The sequence below is a fragment of the Enterobacter sp. KBR-315C3_2022 genome, assembly GCF_041399425.1.
In the GTDB taxonomy this organism is placed as follows: domain Bacteria; phylum Pseudomonadota; class Gammaproteobacteria; order Enterobacterales; family Enterobacteriaceae; genus Enterobacter.
In genome coordinates this window covers 152358-169322 of record NZ_JBGKEB010000010.1, presented here as the reverse complement: position 1 = coordinate 169322, position 16965 = coordinate 152358, and the positions used below count along the sequence as shown (strand labels likewise).

Annotated in this window: 16 protein-coding genes and 2 tRNA genes; 17 read left to right on the top strand and 1 reads right to left on the bottom strand. The window is 48.4% G+C overall.

Annotated elements, in window-relative coordinates; all coding sequences use genetic code 11:
* Nucleotides 1-235 precede the first annotated feature (235 nt).
* The 14 genes from AB8804_RS13060 (at nucleotide 236) to AB8804_RS12995 (ending at nucleotide 12860) form a co-directional block, all read left to right on the top strand.
* A complete protein-coding gene (locus AB8804_RS13060; RefSeq protein WP_371186750.1) occupies nucleotides 236-937 on the top strand; it encodes a type IV pilus major pilin in 702 nt (233 codons plus the stop codon).
* Nucleotides 938-1002: 65 nt separating this feature from the next.
* Nucleotides 1003-2901, top strand: a complete 1899-nt coding sequence (locus AB8804_RS13055) for a type II secretion system protein (RefSeq protein ID WP_371186748.1) — start codon at nucleotides 1003-1005, stop codon at nucleotides 2899-2901.
* Between the two features lie 21 nt (nucleotides 2902-2922).
* Entirely contained in the window at nucleotides 2923-3357 is a 435-nt protein-coding gene (locus AB8804_RS13050; RefSeq protein ID WP_371186746.1) for a TcpQ domain-containing protein, read from the top strand.
* A gap of 11 nt (nucleotides 3358-3368) precedes the next feature.
* Complete coding sequence (locus AB8804_RS13045; protein WP_371186744.1) at nucleotides 3369-4823, top strand: type II and III secretion system protein; 1455 nt, start codon at nucleotides 3369-3371, stop codon at nucleotides 4821-4823.
* A 14-nt stretch (nucleotides 4824-4837) separates the two neighbouring features.
* Nucleotides 4838-5380 (top strand): pilus assembly protein, encoded by a 543-nt coding sequence (locus tag AB8804_RS13040; protein ID WP_371186742.1) that lies wholly within the window; start codon nucleotides 4838-4840, stop codon nucleotides 5378-5380.
* Nucleotides 5381-5383: 3 nt separating this feature from the next.
* Nucleotides 5384-6292 carry a hypothetical protein gene (locus tag AB8804_RS13035; protein WP_371186740.1) on the top strand — a complete coding sequence of 303 codons (909 nt, stop codon included), beginning with the start codon at nucleotides 5384-5386 and terminating at the stop codon, nucleotides 6290-6292.
* Nucleotides 6280-6852 (top strand): hypothetical protein, encoded by a 573-nt coding sequence (locus tag AB8804_RS13030; protein WP_371186738.1) that lies wholly within the window; start codon nucleotides 6280-6282, stop codon nucleotides 6850-6852. Before AB8804_RS13035 ends, AB8804_RS13030 begins: the two co-directional genes overlap by 13 nt.
* Nucleotides 6849-8387, top strand: coding sequence for an ATPase, T2SS/T4P/T4SS family (locus tag AB8804_RS13025; protein ID WP_371186736.1), 1539 nt, complete (start codon nucleotides 6849-6851; stop codon nucleotides 8385-8387). The genes AB8804_RS13030 and AB8804_RS13025 overlap by 4 nt, the downstream gene beginning before the upstream one ends.
* Nucleotides 8371-9399 (top strand): type II secretion system F family protein, encoded by a 1029-nt coding sequence (locus AB8804_RS13020; RefSeq protein ID WP_371186733.1) that lies wholly within the window; start codon nucleotides 8371-8373, stop codon nucleotides 9397-9399. The genes AB8804_RS13025 and AB8804_RS13020 overlap by 17 nt, the downstream gene beginning before the upstream one ends.
* Nucleotides 9400-9402: 3 nt before the next feature.
* Nucleotides 9403-10206 (top strand): hypothetical protein, encoded by an 804-nt coding sequence (locus AB8804_RS13015; RefSeq protein WP_371186731.1) that lies wholly within the window; start codon nucleotides 9403-9405, stop codon nucleotides 10204-10206.
* 5 nt (nucleotides 10207-10211) lie between these two features.
* Nucleotides 10212-11042 carry an A24 family peptidase gene (locus AB8804_RS13010; RefSeq protein ID WP_371186729.1) on the top strand — a complete coding sequence of 277 codons (831 nt, stop codon included), beginning with the start codon at nucleotides 10212-10214 and terminating at the stop codon, nucleotides 11040-11042.
* A complete protein-coding gene (locus tag AB8804_RS13005; protein WP_371186727.1) occupies nucleotides 11042-12226 on the top strand; it encodes a M23 family metallopeptidase in 1185 nt (394 codons plus the stop codon). Before AB8804_RS13010 ends, AB8804_RS13005 begins: the two co-directional genes overlap by 1 nt.
* A gap of 205 nt (nucleotides 12227-12431) precedes the next feature.
* Nucleotides 12432-12764, top strand: a complete 333-nt coding sequence (secG, locus tag AB8804_RS13000) for a preprotein translocase subunit SecG (RefSeq protein ID WP_023333590.1) — start codon at nucleotides 12432-12434, stop codon at nucleotides 12762-12764.
* 9 nt (nucleotides 12765-12773) lie between these two features.
* Nucleotides 12774-12860 (top strand) — tRNA-Leu (locus AB8804_RS12995).
* 182 nt (nucleotides 12861-13042) lie between these two features.
* Here AB8804_RS12995 and argG read toward each other — a convergent pair.
* Entirely contained in the window at nucleotides 13043-14389 is a 1347-nt protein-coding gene (argG, locus tag AB8804_RS12990) for an argininosuccinate synthase (protein WP_371186724.1), read from the bottom strand.
* Between the two features lie 286 nt (nucleotides 14390-14675).
* Between argG and AB8804_RS12985 the strand changes: the two genes are divergently transcribed.
* The 3 genes from AB8804_RS12985 (at nucleotide 14676) to nusA (ending at nucleotide 16943) form a co-directional block, all read left to right on the top strand.
* Nucleotides 14676-14752 (top strand) — tRNA-Met (locus AB8804_RS12985).
* A 207-nt stretch (nucleotides 14753-14959) separates the two neighbouring features.
* Complete coding sequence (gene rimP / locus AB8804_RS12980) at nucleotides 14960-15412, top strand: ribosome maturation factor RimP (protein WP_371186722.1); 453 nt, start codon at nucleotides 14960-14962, stop codon at nucleotides 15410-15412.
* Nucleotides 15413-15440: 28 nt separating this feature from the next.
* Nucleotides 15441-16943, top strand: a complete 1503-nt coding sequence (gene nusA, locus AB8804_RS12975; protein WP_371186720.1) for a transcription termination factor NusA — start codon at nucleotides 15441-15443, stop codon at nucleotides 16941-16943.
* Nucleotides 16944-16965 lie beyond the last annotated feature (22 nt).

Sequence of the window (16965 nt, the reverse complement as noted above, 5' to 3'; positions counted from 1 at the left end):
ATATATACTACAGCAGATTTTCATCATGGCTTTCATTTTTGCTATGAATAAAGCTGGGATTTAATGCCATTCATTATATGGATACATTTCCCTGATTAACTCATTTTTATATATGAACAAATTCCTAATTCATTTAGGGGTTTCGGATTGCTATTGTCTGAATATAAATCTCATCTATATACTCTCGGCCTGTGGTGAATGTGTTCCCACAATAATTATTTTTAAGGAAAAAAAGATGAGTACTATGACTTTAGATTTAAAGGGAAATGTCGCTCGCAAGGTGGCCAAATTCAAAGAAATGAAAAAGCAGCGTGGTGTAACCCTGCTTGAAATCATCATCGTACTGGGCATCATCGGTGTTATTGCAGCGGGCGTTGTAATTCTGGCTCAGCGTGCGTTCACTTCTCAGGATATTACTGACACCATCAACTATACCAACTCCGTACGTACTGCTATGGAAGAAGCATATAAAGATGCGGGTGAATATCCAAAAGATCAGTCCGCCTATGGCAAAACCAAAACTGATATCGGTGCTACCGCATCAAGCACCAGTGGCGCAATTGAGATGCTGGTCGCGATGGGTAAAGTATCTAAAGACGAGGCATTCAACAGCTTCTCTAATGATCCATTCCAGATCGGTGGCGTACTGAGTTCTCCTTCCGCGAGCGGTAATAAAGCGTTCTACGTGCTGGTTAACGGCGTGGATTCTGAAACCTGCCGTAACTTTATCTCTCAGATTGGCGACAAATGGGATTACGTACAAGTTGTTTCTGGCAAAACAGGTACTCAAGTAACTGGCCTGCCTACCGACCTGACCAGTGGATCAGGTAAGGACGTTCTGAAAACTCTGACTACAAACAACCTGAACGCTACATCTATTGTTGGAACTTGTAAAAACGAAGGTACTGACAACGTTATCGTGTTAGGTAGCCGTTAATTTTTATTGTATCTCTATATCCGTCCCATTAGGGGCGGATATTATGTTTTGTCACTGGAATGAATATGATTAGGCCGCGCAAGGATTCCGGTTTTACGCTACTGGAAATGATAATAGTTCTGGCAATTACGGGTGTTGTCTTGACTTTCTACGCGGTGTACGCCAGAAAGGAAGCCGACCGTACTGCTCGCGAAAATGTTTCTTCAGCATTAGTTCAGGAAATGAAAGGAATAGTTGCATTTACGCTGGACGCTGATGCAACCGAAGATGGCAACCCGCTGTATTTGAGTGATAGTAAATATAATGCGTATCATCGTCGTATTGAGAACAAACCTAATGATAAAGATACGGGGAACACGTCTAATTATTATCTTTGGGGCGATGGGAATGACCCCGTCAACCAACAGCGCTTTAATTTTATAAGCAAATCATGCAAGTCCGCGCTGAAGTCAGAGTATGAGTTTGGCAAGGGATATCTGCCCTGTCAGCTCAGCAATGTGGCAAAAAACAATAATGCCAAAATTAACCGGGTCGGTTTTTATGCCCCTGACGACAGCTCGACGAGCGGTGGAAGCTCCAGCACAACGGATAAATTTGCTGTAAATCGCCTTGATATTATTGTTGCGTTTAAAAGCGATACTAAAAAAGAAAATTTAACGTTTGCCGAGTATTATCCTTCGCTAAGTAGGGCGCTAGCCAATGCCCGCCTGGCAATCTCCAGCGCGGTTGTAGTGCATCGGGCCAGTTCATCGGCTAACTGGCAGGTCGTTATGCACAAGAATGATGTTAATTCACCGGTAGAATTTGCTGATGTCGCCAACAATATTGGGACGTTGAACAATTATGCTTCAGATCAGTTCGGCGTACGCTTCTCATTTAACATGAGCGATAACGATCCGAATGGCAGCGGTGGTTCCGGTGGTGGTGCCAGTCTTTGCTGGAATGCCAACGAATCAAAAGTGACGATGTGTCTTGAAAACAATGAGGGTATCGGGGATCACGGAGAGGACAAAGTTGTCGCGCTGAACATGGCCGATAAAGACGATCCGGCATCGCAGAAATTGGGGACGATGGCGAGTAACGTGGTGATGGAAAATACGTCTCGCCGTGTCTATCTCTTTAAGCGTTGGAATGGTTCGCTGTATCCTTCAGTCGATTCGCCAGAACGCATAACTTATGTCGATCCCAATGATAACTCGCTAACTTTTACCGGTGAGTTGGCTATTGACGACCAAAATATGATAGCTCAGGCAAACGATCCCAATAAGACAGACTCACATGAGGAGTTCACTACAAGCTATCTCTGGACAACATGGGATGCGTACGAATTGGTTACTCCGCCGGTTGTGGACTATGTGGCTAACCATTTTAGAGATATGGACCCAGCGACAGATGATTATCATCCAGAATATGATGATGGGAAAGTGGGTACTGAAATGTACGGCATTCGTTTTCCGGTACAAACATGCCCAATGGTCAAGCAGAGTATTGTACTGCGAGATAGTAAAGGTGAGCCTATTACAGACGGTGATGGTGAAGTTAAAAAAATTGAAATTAAGCGCTATCTTTTCCCGAGACTCAGCGCGGCCATTTCATCGGTGTCTGCTTATAAGTTAAATGAGTCGATCCTGACTGATGATCCGAGTACTACTCGTACATTGTTGAGTAACAATATTCATGTTGGACAATTGGGCGGGGTGACGGTCCAGATTAATTTTGCAGAACAAAATTTAGACCATGGACAATCATCAGCGTCACGTAATGCCGCAGAGCATTTGAGGTATGAAAATAGCAAGTATATCTGGATTATGAGCGCAACAATGGGAATGTTTGATCCGGACACTGGAGAAGGTAAAAACATTATCAATCCAAGAGGTATTGCATATACGGTGACGAGGTGGTGCAGCACTGTTCCTCAAAGCGGAACCCCTGCGGATTTATTAGATAGCTATGTGTATCAATAAGTAAAGTACATGGAGTTTAGTATGGTTGATGGAATGGTAAGATACTGGCGTTATGGTTTGGGTGGCATGGTTTTATTGATGTCAGTTGATGCATTAGCGGTAATGAATAATACACCCGTTACTCAGCCTAACGGTGTGGCAAACCCGACGAAAACAAGTGGGGTTAATCCTTTTGCGCCAACGACAGATATGATTGCAAAAAGTAATGTGAAACCTTTGGTGATTCATGAGAATCAACTGCTCAGCGAAAGTATTAAAAGCTGGGTAAACGGTAGCGGCTACAAACTGTTCTGGAACAGTAAGAAAGATTTTGTTGTATATAGCGCTATAACGATTAATGGCAATTCCGATGATGAGATCTTCCAGGCGCTAGGAGAGCTCTTCTTTGCCGAAAATTATGGTCTGGTAGTGAAAAACTATCAAAAAAATCGCGTCATTGTGATCGATGAAATGTAATGGATATACCAATGAAAATTAAAGCAGGAGTTCTTCTCGTCACGTTCATTTTACAGGGCTGTGTCAGCGATTTTGACAAAAAATATGACGCCGAAAATGCCTTGAAAGAACAAATGCCGACGGTGACATCGCAGGAGTCTGCCAAGACTAAACCGTACATTAAGTACGATGGCGCCTTTTTGGGTAAACAGGTCAAATACAGCATTGAGCAGCAGCGAATTATGGAAAAGCATGTGAAAATCGCCTCCTACGAGCCGACGACACTGGCCACAATTCTTGAAGCGGTATCTGCACAGACCGGCGTCAGCTATCGCATCAACACCACGCCTTTAGGGGCGGCGGGGGCAGCCAAAGGTGCGGAAGATTGGGATATTCCACATTCAGTCAAGTTTGATGGTACGTTCGAAGAGTTCATGACCTACATCGCTGCGCTCTATGATGTAAGCCCAAAGCTGGATGATAACAGCGTGCTCAAGGTGAATGTATTTGAATCCTACGCCATCAAGCTTGATTTCTATGGAGAGAATAACAAATCAGAAACCACGCTCGATCTGTCCGGAAACGAAGCAACGTCGGGCGGCGGCCTGACCGGAAAATCTGAAACGAAGTTTGAGTCCTCCTTCTGGGATGACGTCGAAGATATGGCGAAAAACTACGTTTCATCCGGCAACTATAACTTGTTTAAAGACAGCGCAGTACTGATGGTCAACGCGCGTCCGTCAGAGTACGAAGCGCTGAGCCAGGCGCTGGACCGATATAAAGCGGACAACAGCCGCCAGTTTATCGTGACGTATAAAATCTTCACGCTGGATAAAACTAAATTGAAAGAAATCGGCGGTGGAATCGATCTGAAGTTTTCAGATGCGCACAATACCACAACGCTGACGTCCAGCATGCTGAGTTCACTAAGCGGTGGCGTATCTGCCGGATGGAAAAATAGCCACTTAGATATCAACGGTGGTTTAGATGCTCTTTATCAGTTAACGGGTAGTCGTTCGCTTCAAAGCGGTTCATTTATTACGCGTAATAACATGCCGGTACCGCTGAACATGACGAAATCACAATATTATGTTTCCAGTCGTACACGTACCACGGATGACAATGGTGAAGTGAGTATTGCTGTCGAAACGTCTGAGATGGTCACCGGTACGAGCTTTATTCTTACGCCGCGCGTGCTGTCAGATGGCCGAATTGAAGTTGTAAGCGGCTTCACGAAGCGCTATCTGGAATCTATTGAAACGTTTGATGATGTGCAATTACCTAATGTAAGCACGACGGAATCTTTCAACTCCTCGATCATTATGCCTGGCGATTTGCTTATTGTGGCTAAATACGATGTGAAAGAAGAGAAAGGTGGACTTGGCTTCCAGGTATTAGGCGCTGAGAGCAAGGATAGTAATGACACTGCCACAGTAGTTATGGCCGTAGGGATTGACTATTATCGTCAGCCATTGACCTCCCGCTAATGACCGGAGGAACAATGAACGAAGTGCTAAAAAGCAATAACATTCTGACAGAACTATATTGGGAACCTGCCAATCTTACGGAGCTGGAGCCTGCAACGCAGGCCCTATTCCGCGGGATGATAAAGGGAAACCGAAAGCTTCAATATCGGGATGGCGATGGCAAGGCTGCAACAGGATACAGCAGTAAGATTTCAACCCTATATGAGCCTTTTGCCATTTATGTTAAAGAACTCTATGGCGATGGGATCTATTTTGCACATGAAGATGATAATTCAACCTATCTTCTGATTGTTAGTAATGGTCGTATTGTTGGCGGAACGGATTGCTTTGTTGACCGTATGTTATTTAGCGAGTTGATAAATCACGGTAATACCTATGCCAACCTGGAAGTTACGCCATTAACAGAGTTGCAAATTGACGCGGTAATTGAGAGATGCAAGGCGCGACAGGTCTTCCTGAAGCGTCGTCGACGTTTCTTTATTAGCAGTATCTTTATAGGGGGCATCATATTGTTAATGGTGCTGGCCTTAGCGCTTCATTTTTGGGTAGCAGGATAACCTATGCTAGAAAATGTTTATTTCTGGAAAAATAAGAATGGCGGCGGTGGTGCATTAAATATCATCATCATTGCACTTGTTCTTATCGTGCTGTGTGCTGCGGGCGGCGGCGGTGGCTGGTATTACTTTGTTAAAATTCCTGCCGATCAGCAGGCTGAACAAAAGCAGAGAGAAATTCAGGAGAGGCAAAGCAATATCGCTTCGGTTAAGGACTACTATGCAAAATCCTTATCTGGAGCGGATTTTGATAAAGCGATCGCGGTGTTAGGCGAAATTCGAAAGGGTATTTACCCTATTGATTCGCTGATGAGTCTTGAATCTCGAAGCTTTAGCTGTGATAACAAAAAATGCAATCTGAATTTGAAACTTGACAAAGATGCACTTCTGACTCAGCCGGAGCTCATTTTTTGGGACAAGCCTTACAAGGCGTCCGTACCGATTGCTAAAAAAGGAAAAAATGAGAAATATGACCTGGAGTATTCCAACCTCGATTCCAAAATGACTGGAAGCAAAATCCTTGCTGCATATAAGTCTGGAAGTAAAGATCTGGGCCTTTATTCATGCAATGATATTATGAGCTATGTAAACACCTATAACTCTCTGGTTAAAAGAGGAAAAGGTGGAAGTTCAAAAAATACCGATGAGATGTTGGTTATTAAGAGCGCGCCGAATTCAAAAGTCGCCGATCTTGAAAAGACGCTGGTGGGTAGTGTCAAGCGCTACGATATGCTATCCGGAAGTTGGGAAATGACAACGCAATCCAGTTCATCACATGTTCTTGATATGATGAATGAGCTAAATTTACAAACCCTGCTGTATAAGCAGGCTTATAAAGATGCGTTTTTAGTTAATAAAATTGAAACACTGAAAAATGGAATAAAGGTTTCTGGAGGACTGGTATGCAAAGGTTAAAATTAACGGTAGCGGGTTGCTTAATTCCATTATGCGTTGGTATGGCTTTAGCCGCACCGACAACGGCTATGCCTTCTCCGGATCAGCCTAATTCTCAAACTTCTGTATCTAAGGTTATTGATAATCTCTCGCTTGCTTCAACGCAGCCTGAGATCAAACCGGTATCTGATGCAGCTGATATGCAAACCCATATTAAAGAGATGGTCGAGCAGGACTACAGCTATGAGAAAGCCCGTCGCGAATTAAAGAACGAGCTTGAGATGGAGAAAATGCGCAGTGAAATTCGCAAACTGCGTGGCGAAGGTAAAAATAAACCCGTGGCCGCCGCTCAGCCTGTGGCACCGAAGTCGGGTGAAACCGCGCAGCCTGCTCAAAAATCAATGCCAGCCCCGCGCGTAGTGTTAGATAGCCAGATTGGCGGCTTGTCTCGGGTTGCTGTCGTCGCTGGCGAGCATCTCATGTACGTCACGCCGGGCGAAGTCTTTGAAGTTGATGGATATCACTTCAAGCTGGGCGCGGATCGTAAGTCAGTTTTATGCGTTGAGGGTGCCGCAAAGTGAGTTTAGCGTTTGTCCAGATATCACCAGATGACCTTTTTACGGACGGATGGGAATATCAGGAGTTCGAGGGTATCGGTATAACGGCTTCCCGCGATCTGCAGGATTATCTGCTGGTCACGGATTTGTCAATTGATCGACTTTTTGAGCTGCGTATCAATGTTGAGCGCCTGAGAACTCAGTACAAACGCCAGGTTGTAGGTTTCGCGCGAGTTTCTGAGGATGAGTATTTCCAGGTCGTTGAGTTGATATCACTGCAGGAGCTGAAAAATGCCAGCAAGGATATTGATATCACCGATACGCAGAAACGGCTGGCAAGCATTCTACTTCGTGCGGTTAATATGGGGGCGAGCGACCTCCATATAACCCGCAACGATGTTTTAGCCCTGCTGGAAGCTCGCGTGAACGGTGTATTAATGCCGTTTATGCAAATCAAATCTCAGCTGTGTGATGAGCTTGTCTTTGTTCTGTATAACGTAGAGGCTACAACGCGAGATACAACGTGGAACCGTGCTATTCCCCAAAACGCGAACATTCTCTATACGCTTGATAATCGATCTTTCCGTTTTCGCTATGCGCATTTCCCGATCTTTGGCGAAACGCCTGATTGCTACCATGCGGTACTGAGGATTATTCCGTCAGGGCTACAGAAAAACAACGTTGGCTCGCTTGATAAGCTAAACATATCGGAAGAAGAGATTAACGATCTCAAAAAAATATTAAGTAACCCCTATGGGGCCTATGTTATTGCCGGTACAACGGGCTCGGGTAAGTCGACAACCCTCAAAAACCTGATGGAATGGCTGCAGATTAACCGCTACGACGATCGTGGCTGCTTCCTTACCGTTGAGGACCCCGTTGAATATCAAATCTACGGGGCGAAGCAGAGCTCGGTTGTCGGCGTTGAAAACGGGGGTTTTCACGCGGCGATTAAATCAGCGCTGCGTCGAGATCCGGACGTACTGATGGTGGGTGAGATCCGTGACTCGGTCTCTGCGAACGCGCTGGCCGGTGCTGTTGAGAGTGGCCACTACTGCTTTACCACCGTTCACGCGGGAAACATTGTCTCCCTGCTGCAGCGTATGTCTGCGCTTGGAATTGGAAGCGACAAGCTTTCGACGCCTGGCTTTATTGCAGGCTTGCAGTGCCAGAAACTGGTGCCCGTGCTGTGTGAACATTGCAAAACGGAGCTAGAGACTCGCACCATTTCGGGCCGGGAATTTACGGTTTACACCGCCGGGGAAAACGGTTGCCCGCAGTGCAAGCAAAGCGGCATCAAGGGCCGTCAGCTGGTCATGGAGTATTTCCTGCCTACGTATGAGGAGATGGCAACTATCTCCCGGCAGGAATGGTTGAGCACGTTTACGCTATGGCGTAAAAAACGAAAGGCCGCGCCAGGGCTTACGGAAGGTTTCGAGATCCGGGAAAAAGTCATGGCGCACGTATTAAAAGGGCGCATTGATGCCCGATGGTTCGCCATGGAGTTTGGCGAACTGGCTCAGGAAGATCTGGAGACGATCGTTGAAAAAATTCGCTAAGAAACAGCGCATTTATATTTACCAGTTTTGCGCAGACATGGTTAAAGCCGGGCTTCCGCTATTCGACTCCCTTCAAAAGCTGCAGCAGGAGGGGCGTCCGTTGTTAGGAAAATCGTTCAGCGATAAGCTGGCTGGCGTACTGATGAAAATGAAGCAGGAAACATCCGTTTCCGCCGTTTTTTCAGGCATGGTTCCCAGTACCGAGCTGAGCGTGATTACGGCGGCTGAGAAGAGTGGTAGCCTCGCCGATGGTTTCATGACGCTGGTATCCGTTATTGAATATAACGATGAGATACGTAAGAAGATTACGGGGGCACTTATGTTCCCATTAATTATGATCTCTATCTCATTGGTGGTTATTGCCGGCTACGCAATGAAAGTGTTCCCGGCGTTTGCCTCCGTTGTGCCGGTAGATAAATGGCCGGGAGTGACGCAGAATTTATACAATTTTGGCACCGCGCTTTACCATGGCCTCTGGGTGAAAATATTAATTGGATTCATTCTGCTGGTTATCGCCATCAAAATAGGCATGGCAAACCTGAACGGTCCGTTGAGAAATAAAGTACTGGATAGGATTTTACCGTTTTCTACCTATCGTCAGCTGGCGTCGTCAATATTTCTTAACAACTTATCATTGATGTTAAGTAACAACATACCGTTGACTGATTCATTGGCGATTATTCGCCTGAATGCGAACCGATGGTTACGCTGGCACCTGGACGTGATGATCGACAACATGGCGCAAGGGATGCACTACAGCAAGGCGCTTTCGTCCGGATTGATGGGCACGGAAGAATTACTGAATATCAGCCTATATGCCGAACTGCCGTCATTTAATGAGGTTTTGCTCGCGGTTTCCAATCGCGCCAGGGAGCGTATCCAGGAATATATTAAAAAGCTGGCGGCGCTGTTGAAGAACCTGGCGACGGTAACGCTGGGCGGTTGCGTAATCTGGGTGTTCGTTTCCCTGTTTGCGCTGATGGATACATTATCGAAAATGACGGGTTCATAAAGAATGCGTAAATTGATTTCAACAATAGGTGCTGTGCTCATTTCTGCCGGCATGCTTTTTCCTGTAGGGAATACCTTAGCTGCAGGAACCTATGGATTCAGTAGTGCGAGCAATAAAAATTGCCCGCTTTGGGGAACGTTCTTTCCATTAAGAGTTACACACGGAAAGTTCAAGGGCGTGACTTTTAAGGTCAATATCATATGGATTGACGATAATACTGTTGAGAACTTAGCGAAATACAAGGAACTTTACCATGCGCCTGATGGGACATCCACATGGATTACGTCTCCTCTTGTCGCGATTCCGGGAACGGAAGCGTTTTGTCAAGGGGCATCCGCTTGTGCGCCAAACGGTGACGGTAGTGTCAACCGTGGGGCAACCAAATATAATGAGCTGGTTGCTGAGTTTCCAAATGAAGATGTCCACGTGGCCAAATTAACCCCAGACACGGATGGGTATTGGTCTAATGTCTATTTACCTGCGCGTAAAGTTAAATTGCTCCGTATAGAATATTACGCGATCTCCGGTAGTAGGACTTTGGATGATGTGCGTTTGGTTGAGCCGATCTATTTTGAATATCGCGCGGCGGGCAGGGGTAGCCAATTAGCACTAAAAGAATGGGGCTCCTCACTGCCTGACTCTTATCTGAGTAGTGTCAATATGCCAGACCTATTTGATCCCTCCTTAACTTCCGGTGTTATGGTCGAGTTGACGGGGATTGGCGCGGGGATTCATGTCCCTACCGTTGCAATGGAGACCTACACTCAGCAGCAGCTTGATTCTGTCCCGGATTCATGTAAAGGATAACTTAAATGCGCATGGAAGCGTTTTTTGCCCCGTATTACCCCTGGCTTGCCCTGATGTTAGGGTTGCTGATTGGCAGCTTTTTAAACGTAGTCATTTACCGTTTGCCAGTGATGTTGATGCGCGAACTGGAAGATGAAAATGAAAAATCATCGCTTCCCGACGTTAATCTGTGGTGGCCACCTTCGCATTGCCCGGTCTGCAACCATGCTATAAAGCCGTGGGACAACGTTCCGGTGCTGAGCTGGTTATTGCTGCGCGGCAAATGCCGCAGCTGTCATTGTTCAATACCGCTTCAGTATCCGCTGAGTGAAGCGTTAATCGGTATCGCTTTCTATGGGTTAGTCTTTGCTTACTATCCACATTACAGCCTGGTGCAGATCGCGTTTATGGCGCTCTTTCTGAGCCTGCTCTATACGCTTGCCATGATTGATATAAAAACATTCTTGCTGCCCGACAGCCTGGTGTTTTTACTGCTCTGGGCCGGGCTGATCGCCTCAGTGCGCAATGTCATACCCGTTTCACCGCGCGATAGCGTAATCGGCGCCGCATTTATCTGGGGCTTCACGTGGCTGATGGCGCAGGGATACGCGTGGATTGTCGGCCGTGAAGGATTTGGAAATGGGGACGTCAAGCTTTTTGCTGCCTGCGCGACGTGGGTTGGCAGTGACTATATAGCGCACCTTATGCTCGGCTCTGCTGCGTTAGGGGCTCTCTTCTTCCTGCTGCGATCGCTACGCTCGCGACAGAACAACGGCGATGATGCCGGGTACATTCCTTTTGGTCCTGCGATTGCCATTACTGCGGTTGTGATTATGCACATGGAGGTGCTTAATTAATGTCTTTCCTTCTTTTCTCAGGGGCGCTCCTTACGCTGCACCCCATTTATCCCATTCAGGCCGAATGTGAATTTCCACACTTTCGGGCCTTAACGCGTACCTTTAAGTCTGATGAATTGCTCGTTCGGGCGGGGCTGCCTCAACGCGTTCCGACAAACGACTGTGCAAACGCGGCGCGAGGCATTGACGTTACCGGGGTGGCGGAGTACCAGTCATTTTGGGATAACCACGCAGCGTCTTCCCTTCGTCTTTCGGCAGCACTGGAGCAAACTCAGCCCTTTAGCGCGGCCTCACTTTTAAAGGAGGCTAAACATGCTGATGAAGCATCGGGTGGCGTGAAGATAGAGGATGGATCCTCCGCGCCAACGGAAGAAGATAAGGTCAATCAGGCAGAAGACGGCGAGGCCGGCAGCAGCGTATTTAGCGTGATGAATGCCACCATCCCGACCTCGAGCGCCGAGCCGCCCGTGTGGCGTCCGCTGTTCAGCAAGAAATCGACATCCGAAAATTTTCTCTTCCCGCTGACCACTGACAAGGTTGTCACATCGCCTTATGGCTTGCGCTATCACCCGGTTATTCATTCCTTTATGCGTCATGAAGGAACGGATTTCCGTGCAGCGCTTAATAGTGAGGTGATGGCGATTGCCGACGGTGTGGTGGTGGAGACGGGATACGGTCCCGTAACCGGTTTTTATGTGACGGTTCGGCATGCCGATGGCTGGAGCAGCCGTTATCTTCATTTGAACCAGTTGCTCACCGCCAAAAATCACTATTTGCAGAAAGGGAACGTTTTAGGGCTCTCCGGGAATACCGGGCGCACAAACGGGCCACATTTACATCTGGAGGTCAGCCATAACCATCAGATGATCGATCCTATGACGATTGACTTTGAGCAGCGTTCATCTGTTATATCTGCCGATGAACTTTCTGCGCCCGCGAGTGAGGTAGAGACGCCAGCTCCGGCCCCGGCTCCTGAGCCCATTGATATGACGCCGAAGATTTCAATCATTATTGGTGAGGGCAAAACACTCCAGGTTGGCGTGCGTATTGGACGCAAAATGGAGATGTACAGTCCGCAAGAGATTATTGAAACGGAAGAAGGTGCGTGGCGGATTGTGAGCAAGTTCGGCAAATATAAGCTGCGCAAGATTGAATCTGAGGTCGCGAAGGCGAGCGCGAAGTAAGCGTTACTCATTGTTATGCTGATTTTTTGTTCGTAAGAAACTGCTTTTGCTGTTTTTTTCCTCAGTTGATAAAGTCGGTGTAAAATACCCTTGCGAAGGTCATTCGCTTTGGTTAGTATTCACACCCGCTTCAGTGGGAAACACGAAATCCTGCTAATTGGTCGAAGCATTGGTATGCGGCAAATCCGCAAGGAACAGGTTGATTATGTACGAAGCTCTTTTAGTTATTTTCCTTATTGTAGCCATCGCTCTCGTAGCGCTGATCATGCTGCAGCAAGGTAAAGGTGCTGATATGGGAGCCTCTTTCGGAGCAGGCGCTTCCGGTACGCTGTTTGGTTCAAGTGGTTCTGCGAACTTCATGACCCGCACAACGGCGATTCTGGCTACGCTGTTCTTCATCATCAGCCTGGTGCTTGGCAATATCAACAGCAACAAGACCAGCAAAGGAAGCGAGTGGGAAAATCTGAGCGCGCCAGCGAAAACTGAGCAGACTCAGCCAGCTGCACCGGCTAAGCCGACCAGCGATATCCCGCACTAAGTATTCAGTACCGAGGTGGTGGAATTGGTAGACACGCTACCTTGAGGTGGTAGTGCCCTAACGGGCTTGTGGGTTCGAGTCCCATCCTCGGTACCAATATTCCAGAAGAAAGACGTCGAAAGACGTCTTTTTTTTCGTCTGTATTTTACGGGGTGGTTGTGTAGGGCGGGTAAGCGCAGCGCCACCCGCCGTTTTGCCCGATCGCGCTTCGCTTAACGGGCCTGTGAAGGCCATAAAAAAGGCACCCTAAGGGTGCCTTCTGCATTTCTGAATAGCGATTACTTCTTATCGCTATGTTCCAGGTTTTCTACCTGCGGCAGGCCGTTACCGGCGCTTGCTGAAAGCAGGCCATTTTCAACGTAGTTGAACAGCTTCTCGCGGGTATCGGTGATGTCCAGGTTACGCATGGTCAGCTGGCCAATACGATCGTCCGGAGAAAATACGGAGTCACCTTTCTCCATCGTCAGACGCTCTGCTTTGTAGGTCAGGTTGTCAGAGACGGTGTTCAGAATCGAATAGTCGTTACCGCGACGCAGCTCCAGCGTCACTTCACCGGTAATCGCGCTTGCCACCCAGCGCTGCAGCGCATCACGCAGCATCAGCGCCTGAGGATCGAACCAGCGGCCCTGATACAGCAGCTTGCCCAGCTGGCGGCCGTGGGAGTGATACTGCTCAATGGTATCTTCGTTGTGAATACCGGTCAGCAGACGCTCGTAGGCAATGTGCAGCAGCGCCATCCCCGGGGCTTCGTAGATGCCGCGGCTTTTCGCCTCAATAATACGGTTTTCAATCTGGTCGCTCATGCCCAGACCGTGGCGGCCGCCAATGCGGTTTGCTTCCAGCATCAGCTCAACGTCGTCAGCGAAGGTTTTGCCGTTCAGCGCAACCGGATGACCGCGCTCGAAGCGCACGGTGACTTCTTCTGCCTGGATTTTGACGTTTTCGTCCCAGAACTTCACGCCCATGATCGGGTTGACGATCTTCACGCTGGAGTTGAGGAATTCAAGGTCTTTTGCCTCGTGCGTCGCACCCAGCATGTTGGAGTCCGTAGAGTAAGCTTTCTCGACCGACATCTTGTAGTCGAAGCCGCAGGCGATCATAAATTCAGACATCTCATGACGGCCACCCAGCTCGTCGATGAAGTCAGTATCCAGCCACGGCTTGTAAATTTGCAGCTCGGCGTTGGTCAGCAGGCCGTAACGATAGAAGCGTTCAATATCGTTGCCTTTATAGGTGCTGCCATCGCCCCAGATATTCACGCCGTCTTCCTTCATTGCCGCAACCAGCATGGTGCCCGTTACCGCACGGCCCAGCGGCGTGGTGTTGAAATAGGTCAGTCCGCCGGTGGTGTTATGGAAAGCACCGCACTGAATAGCCGCAATGCCTTCGGCAACCAGCTGTTTACGGCAATCAATCAAGCGCGCGTTCTCTGCGCCATACTCCATGGCACGACGAGGAATGGCGTCATAATCTTCCTCGTCAGGCTGACCCAGGTTCGCAGTATATGCATAAGGAACCGCTCCCTTCTGGCGCATCCACAGCAGTGCAGCGCTGGTATCCAGGCCGCCGGAAAAAGCGATGCCAATACGTTGTCCAACCGGGAGATGCTTGAGAATCGTCGTCATAAATTAAAACCCTGCTTGATTGACTGATAAGAGACCGCTTTCGCTCTCGATGCATGTTTATGCAAAATAAGTGAGTATTCATTTAATCATCTTTTATCGACGACCGAAAGAGACTCGTGCGTTTTTTGTAAAAATTTCCCTCTGTTTCCTCTCCCAGAAGTTGGGTTGACAGAGAGGGGTCACTATCAATATACTGAACGCCGATTTAACGTCCCGTCTTCGGTACCAAATCCCAGCATTATTTGCAAATTCTGTCCAAAACGCGTAGAATTTGCCACGTTTCAGGCGCGGGGTGGAGCAGCCTGGTAGCTCGTCGGGCTCATAACCCGAAGGTCGTCGGTTCAAATCCGGCCCCCGCAACCACTTTCCCATTAAGTTCTTTTTCAAATATACTGTGAAGACGTCGAGCCTTCGTAGCTGGATTTGAAAAAACGCTTTCGGAGAGTGCTCCAGGCCACAGTTGTGGCTATAGGGTTCAGTTATCTAAAGCCCCGATTTATCGGGGTTTTTTGTTATCTGACTACAGAATAACTGGGCTTTACGCCCTTTTTTTATGTCTTGGGGGTGGGCTTGTCCACATTAGAGCAAAAATTAACAGAGATGATTACTGCACCAGTCGAAGCACTGGGCTACGAACTGGTCGGCATCGAATTTGTTCGCGGCCGTACATCGACGCTGCGCATCTATATTGATAGTGAAGATGGCATCAATGTTGATGATTGTGCTGATGTTAGCCACCAGGTGGGTGCGGTTCTTGATGTTGAAGACCCAATTACCGTTGCGTACAACCTGGAAGTTTCCTCACCTGGCCTCGATCGTCCGATGTTCACGGCCGAGCACTACGTGCGCTTTACCGGTGAAGAAGTGGCTCTCGTTCTGCGTATGGCCGTACAGAACCGCCGTAAATGGCAGGGAATTATCAAAGCCGTTGATGGTGAAATGATCACGGTAACAGTCGAAGGCAAAGATGAAGTGTTCGCGCTGAGTAATATCCAGAAGGCGAACCTGGTTCCCCACTTTTAACAGTCTGGATTGAGGTGAAAAGCCCGCGATGAACAAAGAAATTTTGGCTGTTGTTGAAGCCGTCTCCAACGAGAAATCACTGCCGCGTGAGAAGATTTTCGAAGCGCTGGAAAGTGCACTGGCTACAGCAACCAAGAAAAAATACGAGCAAGAGATCGATGTTCGCGTAGAAATCGATCGTAAAAGCGGTGACTTCGATACATTTCGTCGTTGGGTTATTGTAGAAGAAGTGACCCAGCCGACCAAAGAGATCACGCTGGAAGCGGCGCGTTACGAAGACGAAAGCCTGAACGTTGGCGAGTACGTTGAAGATCAGATTGAATCTGTCACCTTCGACCGTATCACCACGCAGACCGCGAAACAGGTTATCGTGCAGAAAGTGCGTGAAGCCGAGCGTGCGCTGGTTGTTGACCAGTTCCGCGATCAGGAAGGCGAAATCGTCACCGGCGTGGTGAAAAAAGTGAACCGCGACAATATCTCTCTGGAACTGAAATCCGAAGGGATGCCGGGAAGCGCTGAAGCGGTGATTCAGCGTGAAGATATGCTGCCGCGTGAAAACTTCCGCCCAGGCGACCGTATTCGCGGCGTTCTGTATGCCGTTCGCCCTGAAGCGCGCGGTGCACAGCTGTTCGTTACCCGTGCTAAACCCGAAATGCTGATTGAGCTGTTCCGTATCGAAGTACCGGAAATCGGCGAAGAAGTTATCGAAATCAAAGCGGCTGCGCGCGATCCGGGATCTCGTGCGAAAATCGCGGTGAAAACCAACGACAAGCGTATCGACCCGGTCGGTGCTTGCGTCGGTATGCGCGGTGCGCGCGTTCAGGCGGTTTCTACCGAGCTGGGCGGCGAGCGTATTGATATCGTTCTGTGGGACGATAACCCAGCGCAGTTCGTGATTAACGCAATGGCTCCAGCGGATGTGGCGTCTATCGTTGTTGACGAAGACAAGCACACCATGGATATCGCCGTTGAAGCGGGTAACCTGGCGCAGGCAATCGGCCGTAACGGTCAGAACGTACGTCTGGCGTCACAGCTGAGCGGCTGGGAACTCAACGTTATGACCGTTGATGACCTGCAGGCTAAGCACCAGGCTGAGGCCCATGCTGCGATCGATACCTTCACTAAATACCTGGACATTGACGAAGATTTCGCCACCGTTCTGGTTGAAGAAGGTTTCTCTACGCTGGAAGAACTGGCCTACGTGCCAATGAAAGAGCTGCTGGAAATTGACGGTCTGGATGAGCCAACCGTTGAAGCCCTGCGTGAACGCGCTAAAAACGCACTGACCATCCTGGCACTGGCTCAGGAAGAAAGCCTTGGCGATAACAAGCCGGCTGATGACCTGCTGAATCTGGAAGGTCTTGATCGTGCGATTGCGTTCAAGCTGGCTGCCCGTGGTGTTTGTACGCTGGAAGATCTCGCTGAGCAAGGCGTTGATGACCTGGCTGATATCGAAGGTTTAACCGACGAGAAAGCCGGCGAGCTCATCATGGCCGCACGTAATATTTGCTGGTTCGGCGACGAAGCGTAATAAACTGTAGCAGGAAGGAACA

Bases quoted from the DNA above. Each gene is read 5' to 3' on its own strand.
- nusA (WP_371186720.1), top strand. From the start codon at position 15,441: ATGAACAAAGAAATTTTGGCTGTTGTTGAAGCCGTCTCCAACGAGAAA.
- AB8804_RS13010 (WP_371186729.1), top strand. From the start codon at position 10,212: ATGCGCATGGAAGCGTTTTTTGCCCCGTATTACCCCTGGCTTGCCCTG.
- argG (WP_371186724.1), bottom strand. From the start codon at position 14,389: ATGACGACGATTCTCAAGCATCTCCCGGTTGGACAACGTATTGGCATC.
- AB8804_RS13060 (WP_371186750.1), top strand. From the start codon at position 236: ATGAGTACTATGACTTTAGATTTAAAGGGAAATGTCGCTCGCAAGGTG.
- AB8804_RS13045 (WP_371186744.1), top strand. From the start codon at position 3,369: ATGAAAATTAAAGCAGGAGTTCTTCTCGTCACGTTCATTTTACAGGGC.
- AB8804_RS13035 (WP_371186740.1), top strand. From the start codon at position 5,384: ATGCTAGAAAATGTTTATTTCTGGAAAAATAAGAATGGCGGCGGTGGT.
- AB8804_RS13040 (WP_371186742.1), top strand. From the start codon at position 4,838: ATGAACGAAGTGCTAAAAAGCAATAACATTCTGACAGAACTATATTGG.
- AB8804_RS13055 (WP_371186748.1), top strand. From the start codon at position 1,003: ATGATTAGGCCGCGCAAGGATTCCGGTTTTACGCTACTGGAAATGATA.
- AB8804_RS13005 (WP_371186727.1), top strand. From the start codon at position 11,042: ATGTCTTTCCTTCTTTTCTCAGGGGCGCTCCTTACGCTGCACCCCATT.
- secG (WP_023333590.1), top strand. From the start codon at position 12,432: ATGTACGAAGCTCTTTTAGTTATTTTCCTTATTGTAGCCATCGCTCTC.
- AB8804_RS13030 (WP_371186738.1), top strand. From the start codon at position 6,280: ATGCAAAGGTTAAAATTAACGGTAGCGGGTTGCTTAATTCCATTATGC.
- AB8804_RS13050 (WP_371186746.1), top strand. From the start codon at position 2,923: ATGGTTGATGGAATGGTAAGATACTGGCGTTATGGTTTGGGTGGCATG.
- AB8804_RS13015 (WP_371186731.1), top strand. From the start codon at position 9,403: ATGCGTAAATTGATTTCAACAATAGGTGCTGTGCTCATTTCTGCCGGC.